General features: G+C 71.3%; 13 protein-coding genes. 1 reads left to right on the top strand and 12 read right to left on the bottom strand.

The window, feature by feature from the left end:
- Window positions 1-94: 94 nt before the first annotated feature.
- Window positions 95-898 (top strand): glycosyltransferase, encoded by an 804-nt coding sequence (locus NYO98_RS11830; RefSeq protein WP_268111920.1) that lies wholly within the window; start codon window positions 95-97, stop codon window positions 896-898.
- Here NYO98_RS11830 and NYO98_RS11825 read toward each other — a convergent pair.
- From NYO98_RS11825 to NYO98_RS11770, 12 genes are all read right to left on the bottom strand, one after another.
- Window positions 879-2,096 (bottom strand): glycosyltransferase family 4 protein, encoded by a 1,218-nt coding sequence (locus NYO98_RS11825; protein WP_268111918.1) that lies wholly within the window; start codon window positions 2,094-2,096, stop codon window positions 879-881. The two genes, NYO98_RS11830 and NYO98_RS11825, sit on opposite strands and share 20 nt — an antisense overlap.
- 13 nt (window positions 2,097-2,109) lie before the next feature.
- Window positions 2,110-3,549, bottom strand: coding sequence for a lipopolysaccharide biosynthesis protein (locus NYO98_RS11820; protein ID WP_268111917.1), 1,440 nt, complete (start codon window positions 3,547-3,549; stop codon window positions 2,110-2,112).
- Window positions 3,550-3,601: 52 nt separating this feature from the next.
- Window positions 3,602-8,377, bottom strand: a complete 4,776-nt coding sequence (locus NYO98_RS11815) for a DUF4082 domain-containing protein (protein ID WP_268111916.1) — start codon at window positions 8,375-8,377, stop codon at window positions 3,602-3,604.
- Window positions 8,378-8,486: 109 nt separating this feature from the next.
- The gene (locus NYO98_RS11810; RefSeq protein WP_268111915.1) at window positions 8,487-9,479 is read right to left on the bottom strand and encodes a glycosyltransferase; all 993 of its coding nucleotides are present in this window, start codon (window positions 9,477-9,479) and stop codon (window positions 8,487-8,489) included.
- The gene (locus NYO98_RS11805; protein ID WP_268111914.1) at window positions 9,476-10,606 is read right to left on the bottom strand and encodes a DegT/DnrJ/EryC1/StrS family aminotransferase; all 1,131 of its coding nucleotides are present in this window, start codon (window positions 10,604-10,606) and stop codon (window positions 9,476-9,478) included. The genes NYO98_RS11810 and NYO98_RS11805 overlap by 4 nt, the downstream gene beginning before the upstream one ends.
- Window positions 10,603-11,256: a NeuD/PglB/VioB family sugar acetyltransferase gene (locus tag NYO98_RS11800; RefSeq protein WP_268111913.1), complete on the bottom strand. Its 654-nt coding sequence runs from the start codon at window positions 11,254-11,256 to the stop codon at window positions 10,603-10,605. The genes NYO98_RS11805 and NYO98_RS11800 overlap by 4 nt, the downstream gene beginning before the upstream one ends.
- Entirely contained in the window at window positions 11,244-12,407 is a 1,164-nt protein-coding gene (locus NYO98_RS11795; protein WP_268111912.1) for a DegT/DnrJ/EryC1/StrS family aminotransferase, read from the bottom strand. The genes NYO98_RS11800 and NYO98_RS11795 overlap by 13 nt, the downstream gene beginning before the upstream one ends.
- Window positions 12,404-13,411 (bottom strand): NAD-dependent epimerase/dehydratase family protein, encoded by a 1,008-nt coding sequence (locus tag NYO98_RS11790; RefSeq protein WP_268111910.1) that lies wholly within the window; start codon window positions 13,409-13,411, stop codon window positions 12,404-12,406. Before NYO98_RS11790 ends, NYO98_RS11795 begins: the two co-directional genes overlap by 4 nt.
- Entirely contained in the window at window positions 13,408-14,529 is a 1,122-nt protein-coding gene (locus NYO98_RS11785; protein WP_268111909.1) for a Gfo/Idh/MocA family protein, read from the bottom strand. Before NYO98_RS11785 ends, NYO98_RS11790 begins: the two co-directional genes overlap by 4 nt.
- The gene (locus NYO98_RS11780) at window positions 14,526-15,149 is read right to left on the bottom strand and encodes an acyltransferase (RefSeq protein WP_268111907.1); all 624 of its coding nucleotides are present in this window, start codon (window positions 15,147-15,149) and stop codon (window positions 14,526-14,528) included. The genes NYO98_RS11785 and NYO98_RS11780 overlap by 4 nt, the downstream gene beginning before the upstream one ends.
- Window positions 15,146-15,985, bottom strand: a complete 840-nt coding sequence (locus NYO98_RS11775; protein WP_268111905.1) for a glycosyltransferase — start codon at window positions 15,983-15,985, stop codon at window positions 15,146-15,148. The genes NYO98_RS11780 and NYO98_RS11775 overlap by 4 nt, the downstream gene beginning before the upstream one ends.
- 112 nt (window positions 15,986-16,097) lie before the next feature.
- On the bottom strand, window positions 16,098-16,811 hold the full coding sequence (locus NYO98_RS11770; protein ID WP_268111904.1) for a hypothetical protein: 714 nt from the start codon (window positions 16,809-16,811) through the stop codon (window positions 16,098-16,100).
- Between the last annotated feature and the right edge of the window lie 69 nt (window positions 16,812-16,880).

The following is a 16,880-nucleotide window of genomic DNA, read 5'->3' as shown; positions in this document are numbered from 1 at the left end:
GGCCTGGGTGCGGGCGTGCGTGAGTCGGGTCGTGCGTTCCGACGGGCGCCGGGCTTACGCCGTCGTGTCGACTAGTCCCTTCGCGCCGCTTGACGTGAGCTCCGCCCCCACTCGGGTGTACTACGCCACCGACGCGTACGACGCCGGCGCGGACCTCCTCGGCCGCGACCCGGGCTGGTTGCGCGAGCTCGAGCGCCGGCGGCTCGTCGAAGCTACCCACGTCGGCGCGGTCTCCTCGGTGATCACCGACGGCTGGCAGGTGGACCGACCCACCTTCGTCCTGCCCAACGGGGCCAACACCCGACACTACGTCGGCGTGGACGACGCGCCCCTCCCCGACGACGTGCAGGCGCAGGGACCGGTCGTCGGCGTGGTGGGCCACCTGTCCGCCCGCATCGACCTCGACGTGCTGGAGGCGGTAGCGGCCCGACCCATCACCCTCCTCCTGGTCGGACCCCGAGTGGAGCAGTGGGGGGGCCAGCGGTTCGAGGAGCTGGTGCAGCGTCCCAACGTGGTGTGGGTGGGCAACAAGGCCTACGCCGAGCTCCCGTCCTACTTGCGTGTGATGGACGTCGGGCTCACTCCCTACGTGACCTCAGCGTTCAACCAGGCGAGCTCGCCGCTCAAGACGCTCGAGTACCTCGCGGCGGGACGCGCTGCCCTATCAACGCCGTTGCCCGGCGTCACGGCGCTGGACACCGAGCTGGTCGAGTGCGCGAGCACGCCGCATGCCTTCGCCGTCGCCGCGGAGCGACTCGCCCGTCGCGACCGCGACGACGCTCTCGTGCGCGCGCGCCGGGAGCTTGCCTACACCCACGACTGGGACAGCCGCGCCCGTCAGCTCCTCGAGATCATCGGCCTGCCCGCCCGCGGAGAGGTCACAACGGGTTCGCGTTGAAGTCGTCGCGGTGACCGCGTCCTTGCAGGGACTCCCACCGCGCTTGCACCTTGTGCGTCGCCAACCGCCCCGCGGACTCCAGCACCTCCCTGGGCTGCGGGAACCGCGGCGTGTCGAGCAGTGCCGTCTCGTAGATGGACACCATGGACTTGGCGGCCGCCTCGAGACTGAACCGGTTCAGCACCAGCGATCGCCCGGACGCGCCGAGCTCAGCCGACCGGGCGGGGTCGTCGAGGAGCTCGCAGACCAGGCCCGCCAGCCTCGCCGCCGCCTCCTCGCGGTCGAGATGGTCCTGCCCGTACCACCCCTGCTCGAGGAAGAGGGGTACGGTCTGGGCGGTCACGGTCTGGAAGAATCCGCGCTCTCCCTGCACGATGAGCGGCTTGCCGAAGGCCATGGCCCGCAAGGCCGAGCCGCCCATCGCGATGCACACGTCCGCGGCGTCATACGCCCCGCGCGGGTCCTCGAGGGCGCCCGTCAGAATGACCGCGTCGCTGGCATGACCGCGATTGGCGGCCGCTGCCGCCTCCTCCACCACGCGCCGAGCAGGACCGTCGCCGACGATGACAAGACGGACGTCCCGCCTGTGGGCCATGTCGCCGATGCACCGGATCGCGGTGAGGATCCCCTCGAGCTTGAGCTCGTGCGCGAGCCGCGACACGATCACGACCAGGTAGCCCGGCGCCGGAGGGAGCGAGGCGCGGAACGCCGCCCCGTTCGTGCCTGGCGCGTTGGCGACGGTGTCGACGGGGGGTTCCATCAGCAGGACGGGGCCCGGCCGACCTTCCGCCGTTCGACGCCGCAGGCGCTCGGTCCCGACGACGAGCGGCGACGAGCGAGGAATGAAGCCCGCGACCCCCATCGACATCACGGTCCCCACCGGCGCCAGCTGCGGACGACCCCAGCTCGCCGCGTGACACTCGAGGATCGGCGGCCACTCGTAGCCGTGGAGAATCTGTGCGGAGCGGCGAGCAGCAAGGCGACGCAGCTCAACGACCCGCTCGGGCGAAGGGCAGAGCGGCGATCTACGGCGGGTAATGACCTCCAGGCCGCGCGCCTGCGCGTAGGAGACGAGATCTCCCGGATCGGCGTAGAGCGTCACGTCGTGACCGAGGGCCTGCACCCCCGACGCGAGCTCGATGGCGTTGAGCTGGCTGCCCCCGAGCTCCATAGCGTGCGGATAGACGATCACCCTCATGTGTTCTCCCCCCTCATGCGGCACCCGTCCGGAACACCGACAGGTCCCCCCTGATCCACCACATCTGCACGGCTGCCGCTAGGACGGCCACCATCCCGGAGACCATCAACGGCACGATCCCGGATGACCCTTGGTGCAGCACGGCCAGCACGACGACCATCACGAGCACCGAACCCAAGACCGGGGCAGACACCGCGGTCGCCACACCTCGCGACCCGACCCCGACCCGGCGTAGCTCGAGCACGTACATGGGGAAGCTCACGCACACCGACGTCAAGAGCAACGCCAGTGCGGCGCCTTCCGTGCCACCCCCGCGCACGCCGAGCCAGACAGCCGGCGCCAGGCACAGGAGCCAGACCACCTGGATGCGGAGCAGCGCACGCGAGCGCCCCCGCACGACGAGATAGTCGTAGCTCAGCTCGAAGAACAGCCGGGCCGCGGCGAGAACCGCGAGCCAGCGCAGTACCTCTCCCACACCGTTCCACGCCTCACCGTAGAGGAAGGCGACGATCTGCGGAGCGGCAACAGCGATCAGCGCGCACAGCGGGAAGCCCACGGCCGCGACAGGCCTCAGCACGCGGCCGAATGAGCTGCTCATGGCTTCTGGATCGTGCTGCATCCGTGAGAAGAGCGCGGGTGCCACGCTGCGCAGCGGTTTCGAGAACAGGGTCAGCGGCCAACTGGCCAGGTTGACAGCGAGCACGTAGTAGCCGAGCTGCTCGGGGCCGAGCATGCGACCCACCACGAGCTGGTCGATGAAGCTGACCAGGAACACGATGATGCTCGCCCCCGCCAGCGGGAGACCGAAGGCCAGCAGCCGACGAGCCAGGACGTGGTCGTACCCGAAACGAAGCGGGTGCGGCGAGAATCGGAGGAAGAGGACGCCGGAGACGATGCCTCCTACGAGACTGCCCACCACGAGCGACATGGCGCCGAAGCCCATGACTGCCATGGCGAGCGACACCGCTGCGCCCAGCCAGACGTTGACCTGGTCGGCGATCATCCTCTGGTCCTGCCGGAAGGCACGCTGCATCAGAGCGACCGGCGTGGCCACCACGCCGTTGATCAGCACGCTGAGCGAGAGCAGCTGCACGGGCAGCGTCGCCTCCGGAGCTCCCATTGCGGCAGTGAACGCAGGCGCAGCGGCGACCATCATCACGCCGAGGACGAGACTCATGACCGTCGAGATCGTGGTCACGGTCGGGGCCATGTCGGCCGGGTCGCCCTCCCATCTCACGATGGCGAGGCTGACGCCGAGCTCGTTGAAGCTGAGGACAGCGAGCAGCGCGACCGTCGCGACGGCGAAGGTGCCGAACTCCTCCGGGCCGAGCATCCTGGCCAGGGCGATGCCGATCGCCACCGTACCGAACTTGGCCACTGCCGTGTTGAGCAGGCTCCAAGCAAGCGCGCGACCCGCGTTCGCCCGCGCATCGGGCGTGACGGTCGTCGTCATGGCATCGTCCCCCCTCGGAGCAGCCCATCTCTGCGCGTGGACACGAGCACTGCTACGGCGCCTGCCGGAAGAGCACGTCGACGAAGTAGTTGGTTGAGTTCCACGACCCGGTCGGGAACCCGCCACCGCTCCCGTAGCGGTAGCGCCCGTTGTCTCCGGCCGGCGCCGTCAGAGGTCCGACTGTGCGCGCCTGACTAAAGTAGGCGCCGGTGACCGAGTAGTCGCCGCTGGGCGAATAGTAGGAGACCACGTACTCCTGCCCGGGGCCAACCGCGATGGGCGAGGAGAACTCGGCCGTCTGCCAGCCGTCGGTCGACTCGTTGGCGAAGGTCACCGTCCCGAGCCGCGTCCCGGCGGAGTTCCACAACGATCCGGTGTGGGTACCGGAGCTGCCCGGACCCTTCCAGAACCGCACGCCGGTGACCGATCCCGCGGAGCTCGTCGAGAAGGCCATTCCCAGCTCGAGGGGGTCGTTCTCCTGAACGTGGGCAGCAGGGGTCAGTCCGTCGAGGAGCCTGCTGACAGGGGCCGTCGAGGCCGCCGTCGTGAACGACCACGACTCGGTAGCGATAGCGATCCCGTCGGCCGACTTCACGCCCGCGACCTCCACGGAGTACGTCGTGCTGGCCGTGAGGTCCGCAGTCGGGTCGAACGTGATCTGGGTACCGTCGCTTGATAGGGACGCCGATCCTGGGACGCTCGTGCTTCCCTGCTTGACCGTCATCGACCACCCGGTCGCGGTGATGGCGTCGGAGAAGGTGATCCTCGGCAACACGTCCGCCACGACACCCGTGGCGCCGGCGTCCGGCGTACGGGAGGCAATGGTGACCGCAGACGGCGTCTTCTCGAACAGCACGTCGACGAAGTAGTTCGTGGCGTTCCAGGAGAACTGTGGGAACCCGCCGCTGGCGCCGTAGCGGTAGCGGCCGTTCGTCGTCGCGGACGATCGCAGATCGCCGGACACCCACTGGTTGTTGAAGAATCCGGCCGTCGTCGCGTAGTGGCCCTGGGGGGCAAAGTACGACACAACGTACGGCGTGCCGGCCGTGACGTCGACGGGCGTGCTCAACATGGCCGTCTGCCAGCCGGAGTCGGTCTCGCCGACGAAGGTGACCCCGGCGAGCTTGGTGCCGCTGGCCGACCACAGGGAGCCCTGGTGGACCCCGTTGTTGCCTGCACCCTTGAAGAAGCGGATCCCGGTGACCTGCCCGGCCTTCGTCGGGGTGAACTCGACCCCGAGCTCGACGGGCGAGCTGTCATCGTTCGTGGCGTTGGCGGGCGTCACGGACCCGAACAAGTTCTGCACCTCGGCCGGCTCGCTGCTTCGGGTCTGGAAGGACCAGGACTGGTTGACGAGGGTGGCGCCCTCGATCGACGTGAGACCGGACGCCACTACGTTGATGGTCGCCCCGGCAGGAAGCGTGCTGGTTGGGGTGAAGGTCAGTCGGGTGCCTCCCGCACCGAGGGTCGTCGTGCCCGGGACAGGCATACCGCCCGAGGTGACGGCCACCGAGTAGCCGCTTGCCAGCGGCGTGCTCACCTCAAGCACGACCTGACTGCCACGGCCGACCTGGGTAGCGCCGGGTGCCGGCGACTGCCCGGTCACCGTCAGGGGCGCCGGCGCCTTCTCGAAGACCACGTCCACCATATAGTTGCTGGGCGAGGTGTTCGACGGGAAACCCGTTCCGTAGGTGTAGGCGCCCGCGTTGCTCGCCACATTGAGCGGCGAACGGGAGAGCGAGCCGGAGGAGAATCCGTTGGGCGTGACCGAGTAGCGACCCGCAGGTGCGCGGTAGGAGGCGATGTAGTCGGTATTTTTGGTGATCGTGACGGGGGTGCTGAGCACCAGGGTCTGCCACCCCGACGTGGACTCGCCGTTGAACGTGCCCGTCGCCAGCTGCGTGCCGTTGGCGGACCAGAGGGTGCCCACGTGGCTCCCGGTGTTGTTCGGGCCCTTGAAGAACCGGATGGCGGTGACGCTGCCGTCGACCGAGGAGCTGAAGCGCACGCCCAGCGTGACCGGTGATTGGTCGGAGTCTTCCAGGACGCTCGGCTGGGACCCGTCGTCGAACAGGCTGCACGGGCACACGCCCGGCGCGGTGGGCGGCTTGGCGGTCCGGAACGTCCACGTCTTGCCGGCCGAGACCTGCTGGCCCAAGCTGTCGGTCGCCGACACCGTGGCGGTGTGCTCGACGAAGCTTGCCAGGGGTGCTGACGGCGTGAAAGTGATCGTCCGCGTCGTCGCGTCGTAGGCGGAGCTGCCCGCCACTGTCTGGTCGAGCGCGTCCTTGACCACGATGGTGGCCGAGCCGGGTGTGATGGGCTTCGAGAACGTGGCGCGCACCGTCGTGTTGGCCGGCACGCTGGTGGAGCCGGCGACCGGCCACTGGCTCGTGGTCACCAGCGGCGAGTTGTCCACGGTGGTGAACAGCACGTCCACGTAGTAGTTGCTGCTCTGGTAGCTGTTGGCCGGGAACAGTCCCGCGTATCCGAAGACCCCGGAGGGCGCACTCCCGAATCCGCCGGGGACGGTCAACGGCGGTGCCGCTCTCGATGCGGCCCAGAACGCGTCCGTGCCCAGGGCATACCTTCCTTGGGGGGCGGTGTAAGAAGCGACATAGGTCTGGTTGGCGATCACCGGCACGGGTGAGGTGAAGTTGAGGGTCTGCCAACCAGTGGTGGTCTCGTTCGCGAAGGTGCCGGTCGCGAGTTGGGCGCCGCTGCTGCTCCACAGGGAGCCTTTGTGGCTACCGCCGTTGCCGGTGCCCTTGTAGAAGCGCACACCGGAGATGTAGCCGTCGCTGGTGGGGGTGAAGCGAAGCCCGAGCTCGACCGCGCCGCTGTCGTCCGCGGCCGCAACCGGCGGGACTTCCGCACCGAAGATCGAGCACGGGCAGCTGACGTTGACGTTTCGGGTCGCGACCGAGCCGATGTTGGCACTGTCGTCGCTGGCGCGGACGCGCACCGCAACGGTGCCCATCCCCTTCTGGACGTAGCTGTACGACCACGATGTGGTACCCGTGGCGGGGTGCCAGGTGTCGCCCCCGTTGGTCGAGACCTCGACCCCGGCGACACGGCCGCCTCCCACGTCCGTCGCGGTGCCGTTGACGGTGCGCTGGGTCCCGTTGGCGATCGTGGCGCCGGCAGCCGGCGAGGTGATCGTAACGGTCGGACCGGTGGTGTCGGTGGACTTCGTCGCAGTCACGAGCCCGCCCATCAACGTGCTGGGTTGGGCGTTCATGTCGGCCAGCAGGTTGACCTGGGCCTGCTGCATCCGGATGTCCGGAGGTTCGGCGAGGAAGGGCGAGTCGTGCTCGCCGTCCAGGCCCCAAGTCCACTGGACCGACCCGGCACTGAAGACGAGCGCACCGCTCGTTGCGCGGTAGAGGGTGAGGTTGTGGGTAGTGGTTCCTGGCGTCACGGAGTTCCCGTAGTCGCGGAGGTATTCAGGCGTCGGCCCGACGGTCGTCGACAGCCGCACCAGCCCCGCAGGCCGGTGGCCGTTGTCGATGTCCTCGTTTGATTCGTAACCGACGGTGTGCGGCGCCAACTGCCGAGACTGACCGGTCGTCAGGCTTGCCAGAGAGGTGTTGCGCCAAAGCCGATACTTTCCTTCTTCTGCGCTGACGGTGACCGGGAGGTCGCTGTAGTTGGCTTGGTACATAGTGCCTGTCAGCGCATTTTCAGGCCGCCCCGCGCCTTGCGAGGTCGGTGCGTATCGCGGGTCTCGCCACGTCCCTGTCCACTGCGGGGCGGGGTCGGACTTCATCCGGTCCCACGTCTCCTTGTAGGTGACAAGAGTGCGGTAGGGAGTGTGGCTGCTGTCCATCGAGGGTTCGTAGCGCGTGCGCCAGTACACCTCGTTACCACTGAGGAATTGCAGGTTCACTCCGGCGTCTCGGGCCGCCTCGACGTTGGCGCGCTGCGCGCCGCTCCAGTACTCGTCGTGCCCGACCGAGAGGAACACCCGGTGGTTCTTGATGAGCTGGCCGCGGCGGTCGGAGTCGACGCCGGCCATGTAGGAGACGTCGTACCCGTTGCGTTCCAGGAAGCGCACCATGGGGTACTCATTGGCGAAGAAGAAGTCCCGTCCACCGATTCCACCGCGAGTCAGCACGGGGCGGTTGTAGGAAACCTTGTAGGCACGACCGTTGGCTCCGCCCCGGTAGAAGTCCGAGCCGCCGTAGGTGTTGTAGGCCTGCCACGTCGTGTCCGAGGTCTGAAAGATCACGTCGGAGGTGCTCGCGTCGTCGCGCACGACGAAGGTGATGTGGCTGGCGTCTCCATTGCCGCGCTTGAGGTGCGCGATGTAGATCCCCGAGACAGCGGTGGACGGTACGTTCCAGGATGCCGACACGGCCCAGTTACCGCAGTCGTAGGTCTCAGTAGTCAGGTCCGAGATGCAGTTGGGCTGGCTCTGCGGCAACGAGGCTGACGGCGTGACGGAGGTGATCTTCCGGGCGCCGTTGCCCTGGTAGTAGCCGATGCGGTAGATGTCGATGGTGTAGGCCGACGCGTCGGTCTTGATCTTGAAGTCGATGCGCTGGCCCACGTTGACAGAAATGTCTGTCGAGAACCCCTGGATCGACTCGTCGCCCGCTCCCCAGATCGCATCCCACACAGCGGGGTCGGTGCCAGGCTTGGAGTTCTCGCACGCGATCTTGTTGCCGCCCGGAGCACAGGGATCGGCCGCGTTCGCGGGGGCAGGCCCGCCCAGCGACGCCGGACCCAGGAGCGCGTTGAGTGCCGCGACCACCGCCAGAACAAGCAACCGCACCGTCCATGCCCGTCCGAGACCAACCGTACGACTCGCGACAGCGCTGTCCATCTCATCCCCATCCTCTTGACGCACCCCAACGGCGCCACGGTCAGATCTTCTTGGCGCGCCACCCGAGCGACGACCGCTGGGACCCGATATCCCCAAATTCAGGACGCCATCAGGCACCCGCCGCCTGGGCCGGAGCGCCGCGCGAACGCTGGCGCGGGATCCGCAGTCCGCTGATGTGCAGCGGCGGCGGGTCGCTCACCTTGGTGACGGTGCGGCTCGCGGCGGCCACGAGGTCGCGCGCCTTGAGGCTGTCGGCGTCGCGGGAGATGCACAGGTCGCGCAGCGCGAGCTCGAGCGCGATCGTGAGCTGGTGGTCGTCGACGTGCTCGCCGTGCATGGCCCGGCGGGGCACCAGGATCGGGCACTTGCCGTTCTCGAGGGCCATGAGCGCGATGCCCGTGCCGGCGTGGGCGACCACGACGTCGGCAGCGCGGATCGCGGACGCCATCTCCTCCGAAGGCACCCGCTCGCGGGCGTCGATCCCGAGGCCGCTGGCGTCGGTGCCGCCGGTCTGCCACAGCACCTCGGCGCCCTCCGGCACGAGGGGCACCAGCCGGTCGAGGAGGCGGCGGAACCCGTAGCCGTCCTGGGTGCCGAGGCTCACCACCATGGACCGCACCGGTCGCTCGACGGCGGGTGCCGTCTCGTACAGCTCCCACGGCGAGGCGAGGAACTGCCAGTGGCCCCGCGCCAGGGCGCTGGACTGGCTGAAGGTCGCGATGCCGGGCACCATCGCGAGGGCGCGGCCGGACAGCGAGGGCGCGGCCAGCCGGGTCGCGCTCTCGATGTAGACCGTCTCGATGCCGCGCAGCCGCGCCTGCGGGAGCACCGCCAGGGCGAGCGCGGCGCCGGTGCTGACGACCAGCGTGACGTCGTGGTCGGCGAACAGGCTGCGGCACGCGAGCGCGTTGCGCGCGAGCGCCCGGGTGTCCCGGGGCGGGCAGGGCAGTGCCCAGTGGACCCGCTCCCCCGCGAGCAGCGACTCCGTCTGCGGCGTACGGGGCGTCACCCACACCACGTCGTCGCCCACGCCGAGCCGCGGCCGCAGGGTGTGCAGCTGCATCAGGTGGCCGCCGTCGTTGGCGACGAGCAGGGTGGTCACGACCGGCCGCCCGCCACCGCGTCGGCGAGCACCTCGACGACGCGGTCCTGCTGCGCCTCGGTGAGGTGCGGGTGCATCGGGAGCGAGAGGATCTCCCCGGCCGCGGCCTCCGCGACCGGCGCCGTCCCGGGCCCGAGGCCGAGGTGCGCGTAGGCGCCGGTGCGGTGCACCGGGTAGGGGTAGTGGATGCCGGCGCCGACGCCGGCCCGGCCCAGCTCCGCCAGGACCCGGTCGCGCTCGGCGACCCGGACGACGTAGAGGTGCCACACGTGCTGCCCCTCCGCGCCGAGCAGCGGGCGGCGTACGCCGGGCACGTCGGCCAGCAGGCGGTCGTAGCGGGCAGCCGCGCGGACCCGCAGCTCGTTCCACTTCTCGAGCCGGTCGAGCTTGGCGCGCAGGTAGACCGCCTGCACCGTGTCGAGCCGGGAGTTCATGCCGATCACGTCGTGCACGTAGCGGGTCGAGGACCCGTGGTTGCGCAGGCGGCGCACCTCGGCGGCGATGGTCGCGTCGTCGGTGGTGACCGCGCCGGCGTCGCCCGCCGCACCGAGGTTCTTGCCGGGGTAGAAGCTGGTCGCCGCGACCGTGCCGAGCGCACCCGCGCCGCGGCCGGCGAGCCGGGCGCCCTGCGACTGCGCGGCGTCCTCGACGAGGGGGACGCCCGCGTCGCCGCAGACCTGCGCGAGCCGCTCCACGGGCGCGAGCTGGCCGAAGAGGTGCACGGCCACGACGGCCTGGGTGCGGTCGGTGATCGCCCCCTCGACCAGGTCGGGGTCGATGAGCAGGCGCTCGTCGTCGCAGTCCACGAGGACCGGGACCGCGCCGATCCGCGAGACCGCCTCGGCGGTGGCGATGAAGGTGTTGGCCGGGATGACGACCTCGCCCTCCGGCCCGACCCCCGCCGCCCGCAGCGCGAGCTCGAGCGCGTCCGTGCCGTTGGCGACGCCGACGCAGTGGTCGACGTCGACGAACGAGGCGTACTGGTGCTCGAAGTCCGCGACGGCCGGGCCGTCGACGAACGCCGTGGCAGCGAAGACCGCCGCGATCCCCGCCTCCACCTCGGCCGCGACCTCCGCGTGCTGCGAGGCGAGGTCGACGAAGGGGACGGTGCTGCTGTTGCTGCTCATGCATGGACTCCTGTCCGGATCGGTCGGGCGGGCACTCCCACCCAGGTCTCTCCTGCGGGTACGTCGTCGAGGACCACCGAGCCCATCCCGACGGTGGCGTCGGCCCCGATGCGCACGCCCTCGCGCACGGAGGCGTTCATGCCGAGGTAGGCGGCCTCGCCGACCTCGACGTCACCCCCGAGGGACACCCCGGCGCAGAGGGTGGCGTAGTCGGCGACGGTGCAGCCGTGCGTGAGGGTGACGTGCGGCATCAGGACGACGTGCTCGCCGACCTCGACGTCGGCGGTCAGCACCACCCCGTCGAGGGCGATCGAGCCCCGGCCGATGTGGCAGCTGCCAGGCAGCACGAGCCGCGGGTGCAGCAGGGTGGTGTAGCGCGAGGCGTCGAGGCCGAGCATGGCCAGGCGCGTCGCGACCCGGCGGCGGATCCGGCCCTTGCCGAGGGTGAGGACGACCTCGTGGTCGACCAGCCCGGGCACCAGGTCGACCGCACCGAGCACCGGCGCGAGGCCGTGCAGGGTGCCCCACCGGGCGTGGTCGTCGTCGACCACCTGGACCGGGCCGTCGTGCTGGAGCAGGACCGCGACCGCGGTCGCCTCCCGGGCCAGCCCGCTGGCGCCGACCAGCACCAGCCCGCTCACGGTCGCCACGCCGAGGCGAGGGCGTCGCACACCCGCTGGTGCTCCGCGTCGGTCATCTGGTGGAACAGCGGCAGGACGAGTGTCGCGTCGGTCAGCCGCTCGGTGACCGGGAGCGGCACGTGGGGCCGGTCCGCGTGGGCCGGCTGGCGGTGGGCGGCCATGATGCCGCGCCGCGCCGAGATGCCCGCGGCGGCGAGGTGCTCCATCATCTGCTCGCGGTCCATCGGGTGCTCCGGGAGGACCTCGAGCCAGCAGGACTGGTAGTTGGTGGTGCCCCACGCGGGGTCGCCCACGAGCCGGAGGCCGGGCATGGCGGCGACCGCGTCGGCGTACCTCGCGGCGAGCTCGCGGCGGCGGGCGACCATCTCGGGGAGCCGGCCGAGCTGGACCAGCCCGACGGCCGCCTGGAGGTCGGTCATCCGGAAGTTGAAGCCGACCTCGTCGAAGCTCTCGGGCGGTGCGAGGAGGCTGGCGTGCCGGTCGGCGGCGGAGACGCTCATCGCGTGCTCGCGCAGCCGGCGGGCGCGCGCGGCCCAGTCCGCGCGTGAGGTGGTGAGCATCCCGCCCTCGCCCGTGGTGAGCAGCTTGCGCGGGTGGAACGACCAGGTGGCGATCTCCGCCTCCGACCCGGTCGGGCGGCCGTGCGCGGTGGATCCGGCGGCGCAGGCGGCGTCCTCGACCACCGTGATGCCGAGGGGGTCGCACCACGCGCGGATCGCGCGCAGGTCGAGCGGGACCCCGCCCTGGTCCACGGCGATCACCGCGCGTGTCCGCGGGGTGACCACCGTGGCGATCGTGGCGGCCGTCAGGTTGCCGGTGACGGGGTCGACGTCGGCGAAGACCGGCGTCGCGCCGACGTAGGTCGGTGCGTTGGTGGTGGCGACGAAGGAGAACGACGGGACCACGACCTCGTCCCCGGGGCCGACCCCGGCGACGACGAGCGCCAGGTGCAGCGCCGTCGTGCAGCTGCTCAGCGCGACCGCGTGGGCGACCTGCTGGGACGCGGCGAAGGCGGCCTCGAACTCCGCCACCCTCGGACCCTGGGCCACCCATCCGGAGCGGAGCACCTCCGAGACGGCGGCCACCTCCTCCTCGCCGAGCCACGGCTGCATCACGTTGATGCGCGTCAGCTGCTGCTCGGCGAGGTGGTCGAGGCTCATGACGTCACCGCCACGGGGCGCCCGGCGGCGATCTGCTCGCGTTGCGGACGCCACCACTCGACGAGCTGGCGCAGTCCGTCCTCGAGGCCGGTGGTCGCGACGAAGCCGAGGTCACGCTCGGCCGCGCACGTGTCGGCGAGGCGTCGTACGACACCGTTGACGCCGCGCTCCGGCCCGTGCTCGACGGGCAGGTCGGAGCCCATCACCCGCAGCAGGGTCTCGGCGAGCCCCAGCAGGCTGGTCTCCTCGCCGCGGGCCACGTTGTAGACGCCCTCGACCACGCCGCTGGACGCCGCGAGCACGTTGGCGCGCGCGATGTCGGTGGTGAAGACGAAGTCCATGGTCTGGCGTCCGTCGCCGAAGATCAGCGGCGGGATGCCGTCGTCGATGCGCTCCATCCACCGCACGAGGACCTCGGTGTAGAGGCCGTGCACGTCCATCCGCGGGCCGTAGACGTTGAAGTAGCGCAGGGCGACGTAGTCGAGGCCGTTCATGGCGCGGAAGCTGCGCAGCATGCCCTCGTTGAAGGTCTTGGCCGCTCCGTAGAAGGTGTCGTTGTCGTAGGGGTGCTGGTGCTCGGGGGTCGGGAACTCCTCGGCCAGCCCGTAGACCGACGCCGACGAGGCCGCCACCACCTTGTCGACACCGGGCGTGGTCGCCGCCGCCTCGATGACGTTGAAGGTCCCGTCGACGAGCACCTCCAGCGCCAGCCGCGGCTCCTCCGCGCACTGCGTGATCCGGATGGCCGCCTGGTGGAAGACGACGTCGCAGCCGCTGGTCAGGTCGTGGACCAGGTCGCGGTCGCGGATGTCGCCGCGCACCAGGACGAGGTCGGCGCCGTCGCGGCCGAGGGCGTCGGCGAGGTTGGCCTCGCGTCCGCGGACGAAGTTGTCGAGGACCCGCACCTGGGCGGCCCCGGCGTCGAAGAGCTGGTCGACGAGCGTCGACCCGATCGTGCCGGCACCGCCGGTCACCAGGGCGGTCGCTCCGGCCAGCGCGGTCATCGGGCGCCCTCCATCACGGGCTCGCTCGTGGATCCGGCCTGGCGGGGCACCGGCGGCGGGCCGGCCGGGACCGGCAGCGCGGTGTCGTACGCCGTCTCCGCGCGCTCGGCCAGCCGCCGCGAGGCGGCCTCGAGCACCTCCAGGACGCGCAGCCCGGACCGGCCGTCGGTGAGGGCCGGACGGCCCTCGTGGATGGCCGCGGCGAACTCGGTGACCATCGACCCGAGGGCCTCGCGCTCGGGCAGCGCCGGGGACCACGTGTCGCCGAGGCGGTAGGAGACGGTGGAGGCGGCGCGGTCGGCGCCGGCGACCGACGTGCGGGCGAGGTCGACGCCGCGGTCGTAGATGCTCAGCCGCTGCTGCGGGTTGAGGTCGTCCCACACCAGGGTGCGGCGCGAGCCGCCGATCACCATCTGGCGGATCTTGGTCGGGCTCAGCCAGTTGACGTGCACGTGCGCGAGGCCGTCGTCCGGCAGCGGCAGGGTCAGGTGGCCGACGCAGGCGCGGCCGGCGCCGATGGGGTCGGCGCCGGTCGCGCCGATGCCCGTGGTCGGCAGACCGCCCGGCAGCACGAAGTCGAGGATCGCGAGGTCGTGCGGGGCGAGGTCCCAGAGCACGTCGATGTCGGGCTGCACGAGCCCGAGGTTGATGCGGACCGAGTCGACGAAGTGCACCTGGCCGAGCTCGCCGCTGCTCACCAGCTCGCGCATCTTCTGCACGGCCGGGGTGTAGCAGTAGGTGTGGTCGGTCATCAGGGTCAGGCCCTGCGCGTCCGCCAGGTCGACCATGGTGCGGCCGCGAACGACGCTGTCTGCCAGCGGCTTCTCCACCAGCACGTGCTTGCCCGCGCTCAGCGCCTGCAGCGCCAGGCCGTGGTGGGTCCGCGCCGGGGTGGCGATGGCGACCGCGTCGATCCGCGGGTCGTCGAGCACCCGGTCAACGCTGTCGGTGACCTCGACGTGCGGGCCGGCGATGCGCCGGGCCCGCTCGAGGTCGAGGTCGCAGACCAGCTCGAGGCTCCAGTCGGGGGACGCCCCGAAGTTGCGGACCAGGTTGGGGCCCCAGTAGCCGGCGCCGATGACGGCGATGCCCAGCGGGCCGGTGGTGCGGGTGCTCATCGTGCTTCCTCCAGTCGGCCGTCGGCCTCCACGTAGACCTCTCCGGTGACCGGGCAGATCCACCGGTCACGGTTGTCCGAGACGAGCGGGACACCGCTGCGCCCGACCCAGCCGATCCGCCTCGCGGGCGAGCCGACGACGAGCGCGTGGTCCGGCACGTCGCGCGTCACGACCGAGCCCGCCCCGACGCTGGCCCAGCGGCCGATCCGCACCGGGGCCACGCACACGGCGCGCGCCCCGACGGACGCTCCCTCCTCGATGGTCACGCCGACCGGCTCCCAGTCCTCGGCGCTCTTGCGCCGGCCGTCGGTCGTGACGGCCCGGGGGTAGGTGTCGTTGGTGAGCACGACCGCCGGGCCGATGAAGACACCGTCGCCCAGGACGGCCGGCTCGTAGACCAGCGCCTGGTTCTGCACCTTGCAGCGCTCCCCGATGCGCGCCCCGGGGCCGACGTAGACGCCGCGCCCGAGGATGGTGCCGTCGCCGACCTGCGCCCCCGAGCGCACGACGGTCTGGTCCCACACCTGGGCGCCGGGACCGACGCGGGCGCCGTCCTCGACGGTCGCCGTGGGAGCGACGAGGGCGCGGTCGCGTGACCGCGCGTTGGACAGTGAGGTCATGTGCGTGAGCTTTCGTCTCGTTGCCAGGTGGTGAAGTCCCCGGACCTCAGCGCCCCGCGGGCGCCGAGCCGGGCGGCGACGTGGACGGCCACGAACACCGGGAGTCGGAGGGCCAGGCCGGGCCGGGTGACGGCGAGGCCGAGCAGGGTGCGCGCGCTGGTGCGCGAGGCGGGGCGACGTACGCCGAGCTGGCCGGCCTGGGCGTTGCCGGTCGCGATGCGGATCCGGCGCCGCACCAGGTCACGGACGGTGCGCGGCGGGTGCACGACGGCGACGGCGCTGGGCACGACGCGACGCTCGTCGCTGCTGAACGAGTCGGACATGCCGAGGTCGTCGCTCATCATCCGCGGGAGCGCGGCGACCCGCGCCTGCCCCTGCTCGGAGAGGACGACGACGCCGCGGCCGAAGAGTCCGTGCTCCACCTGGGGCAGCGCCTCCCAGACGTCGTAGTACCAGCGCACCCAGCGTGAGCAGCCGGTGCGGGGGACGTCGCGTCGGGGAGCGGTGGCGAGGACCTCCTCGCGGGCGATCGGCTCGATGAGCCGGAGCGCGGCGGCCCCGTCGAGCTCGATGTCGGCGTCGAGGTGGATGCGCGGGAAGACGTCGGTCGCGGCGTTGCCGACCCGCACGGCCTCGACCTTCGAGGGCTGCGCGATCTCGATGACGCGTGCACCCGGGTCGGCGGCGCGTGCCACGTCGGCCGTCCGGTCGGTGCAGCCGTTGCAGACGACGACCACGTCGAGGTCGGCACCGGTGCCCTTGCGGAGGGCGCGCAGGTTGCGGCCGATCGTGGCTGCCTCGTTGTGGGCAGGTATGACGACACTGGCGACAGCCATCTCACTCCCCCGGGCTCGCGCGCCGGGCCCCACGCCCGACATGCTCCGATCTTGTGGACCGCGACGGCCCGGACGGACCGCTCACGGGGGCTTTCGCCCATTTTGGGGAGCCCTACCGGGCTGCGGTGAAGGTGATGTCGGCCGAGCGGAGGTCGCGCAGGTGGAGCACCAGGAGGTCGAGCTCGAGCACCGACCACGTGTCGTCGACCGCGACGCCGGACGCGGTGGTGCGCAGCGCGCGGTAGAGCGCGAGGGGCTGCTTGCGCAGCTCGGCGTGGAGGGTGCCCTCGAGGACGAGGCGCAGGTAGTCGTGCTGGGCGACGGGGGTGGAGCCGTAGCGGTAGGTGGCGTCCACGCCGTTGTCGGCGGCGAGGTCGGCGAACGTCTGCCAGTCGATCGCCATCAGGTGGTCGACGCGACGCCCCAGCGTCGACTCCACCGCCGCCACGGCAGCGCTGGCCGGTTGCCCGCCCAGCTCCGCCCGCTCGTCGTACGGGACGGGCACGGACTCCACCCGCGCGCTGCGCCCGTCGGGAGTGACCTCGACGACCATGACCGCCTCGACGGACTGCTCGCCGGGCAGCCAGGTCACGTCCGCCTCGCCGCCCGGTCGCGTGCCGACCATCAGGATCGTCTCGCCGGGCTGAGCCGGCGGCCGGTCGCCGAGGCCGTCGAAGGCGCCGTCGATGCGGCCCATCCGGCTGGTCAGGCTGAGGTCGAGCAGCACGGCGACCCCGAGCCCGAGCACGCCGAGCAGCGCGGCGACCGCCAGCACACGGCGCGGCCGCGGGCGCCGGCGCCCACCGGATGAGCCGGCTCGAGCCATCGAGGTCCCCCGTCCGTCCGTGCCGACGCTAGGCGCTGGCGCGCGCGCCCTCATGCCCCAAACGGGGGA

Origin of the sequence: Nocardioides pini (assembly GCF_026712185.1) — a bacterium.
Lineage (GTDB): Bacteria > Actinomycetota > Actinomycetes > Propionibacteriales > Nocardioidaceae > Nocardioides > Nocardioides pini.
Note: the sequence above shows the minus strand (reverse complement) of the source record. Positions and strands in the feature narration are given on the sequence as shown.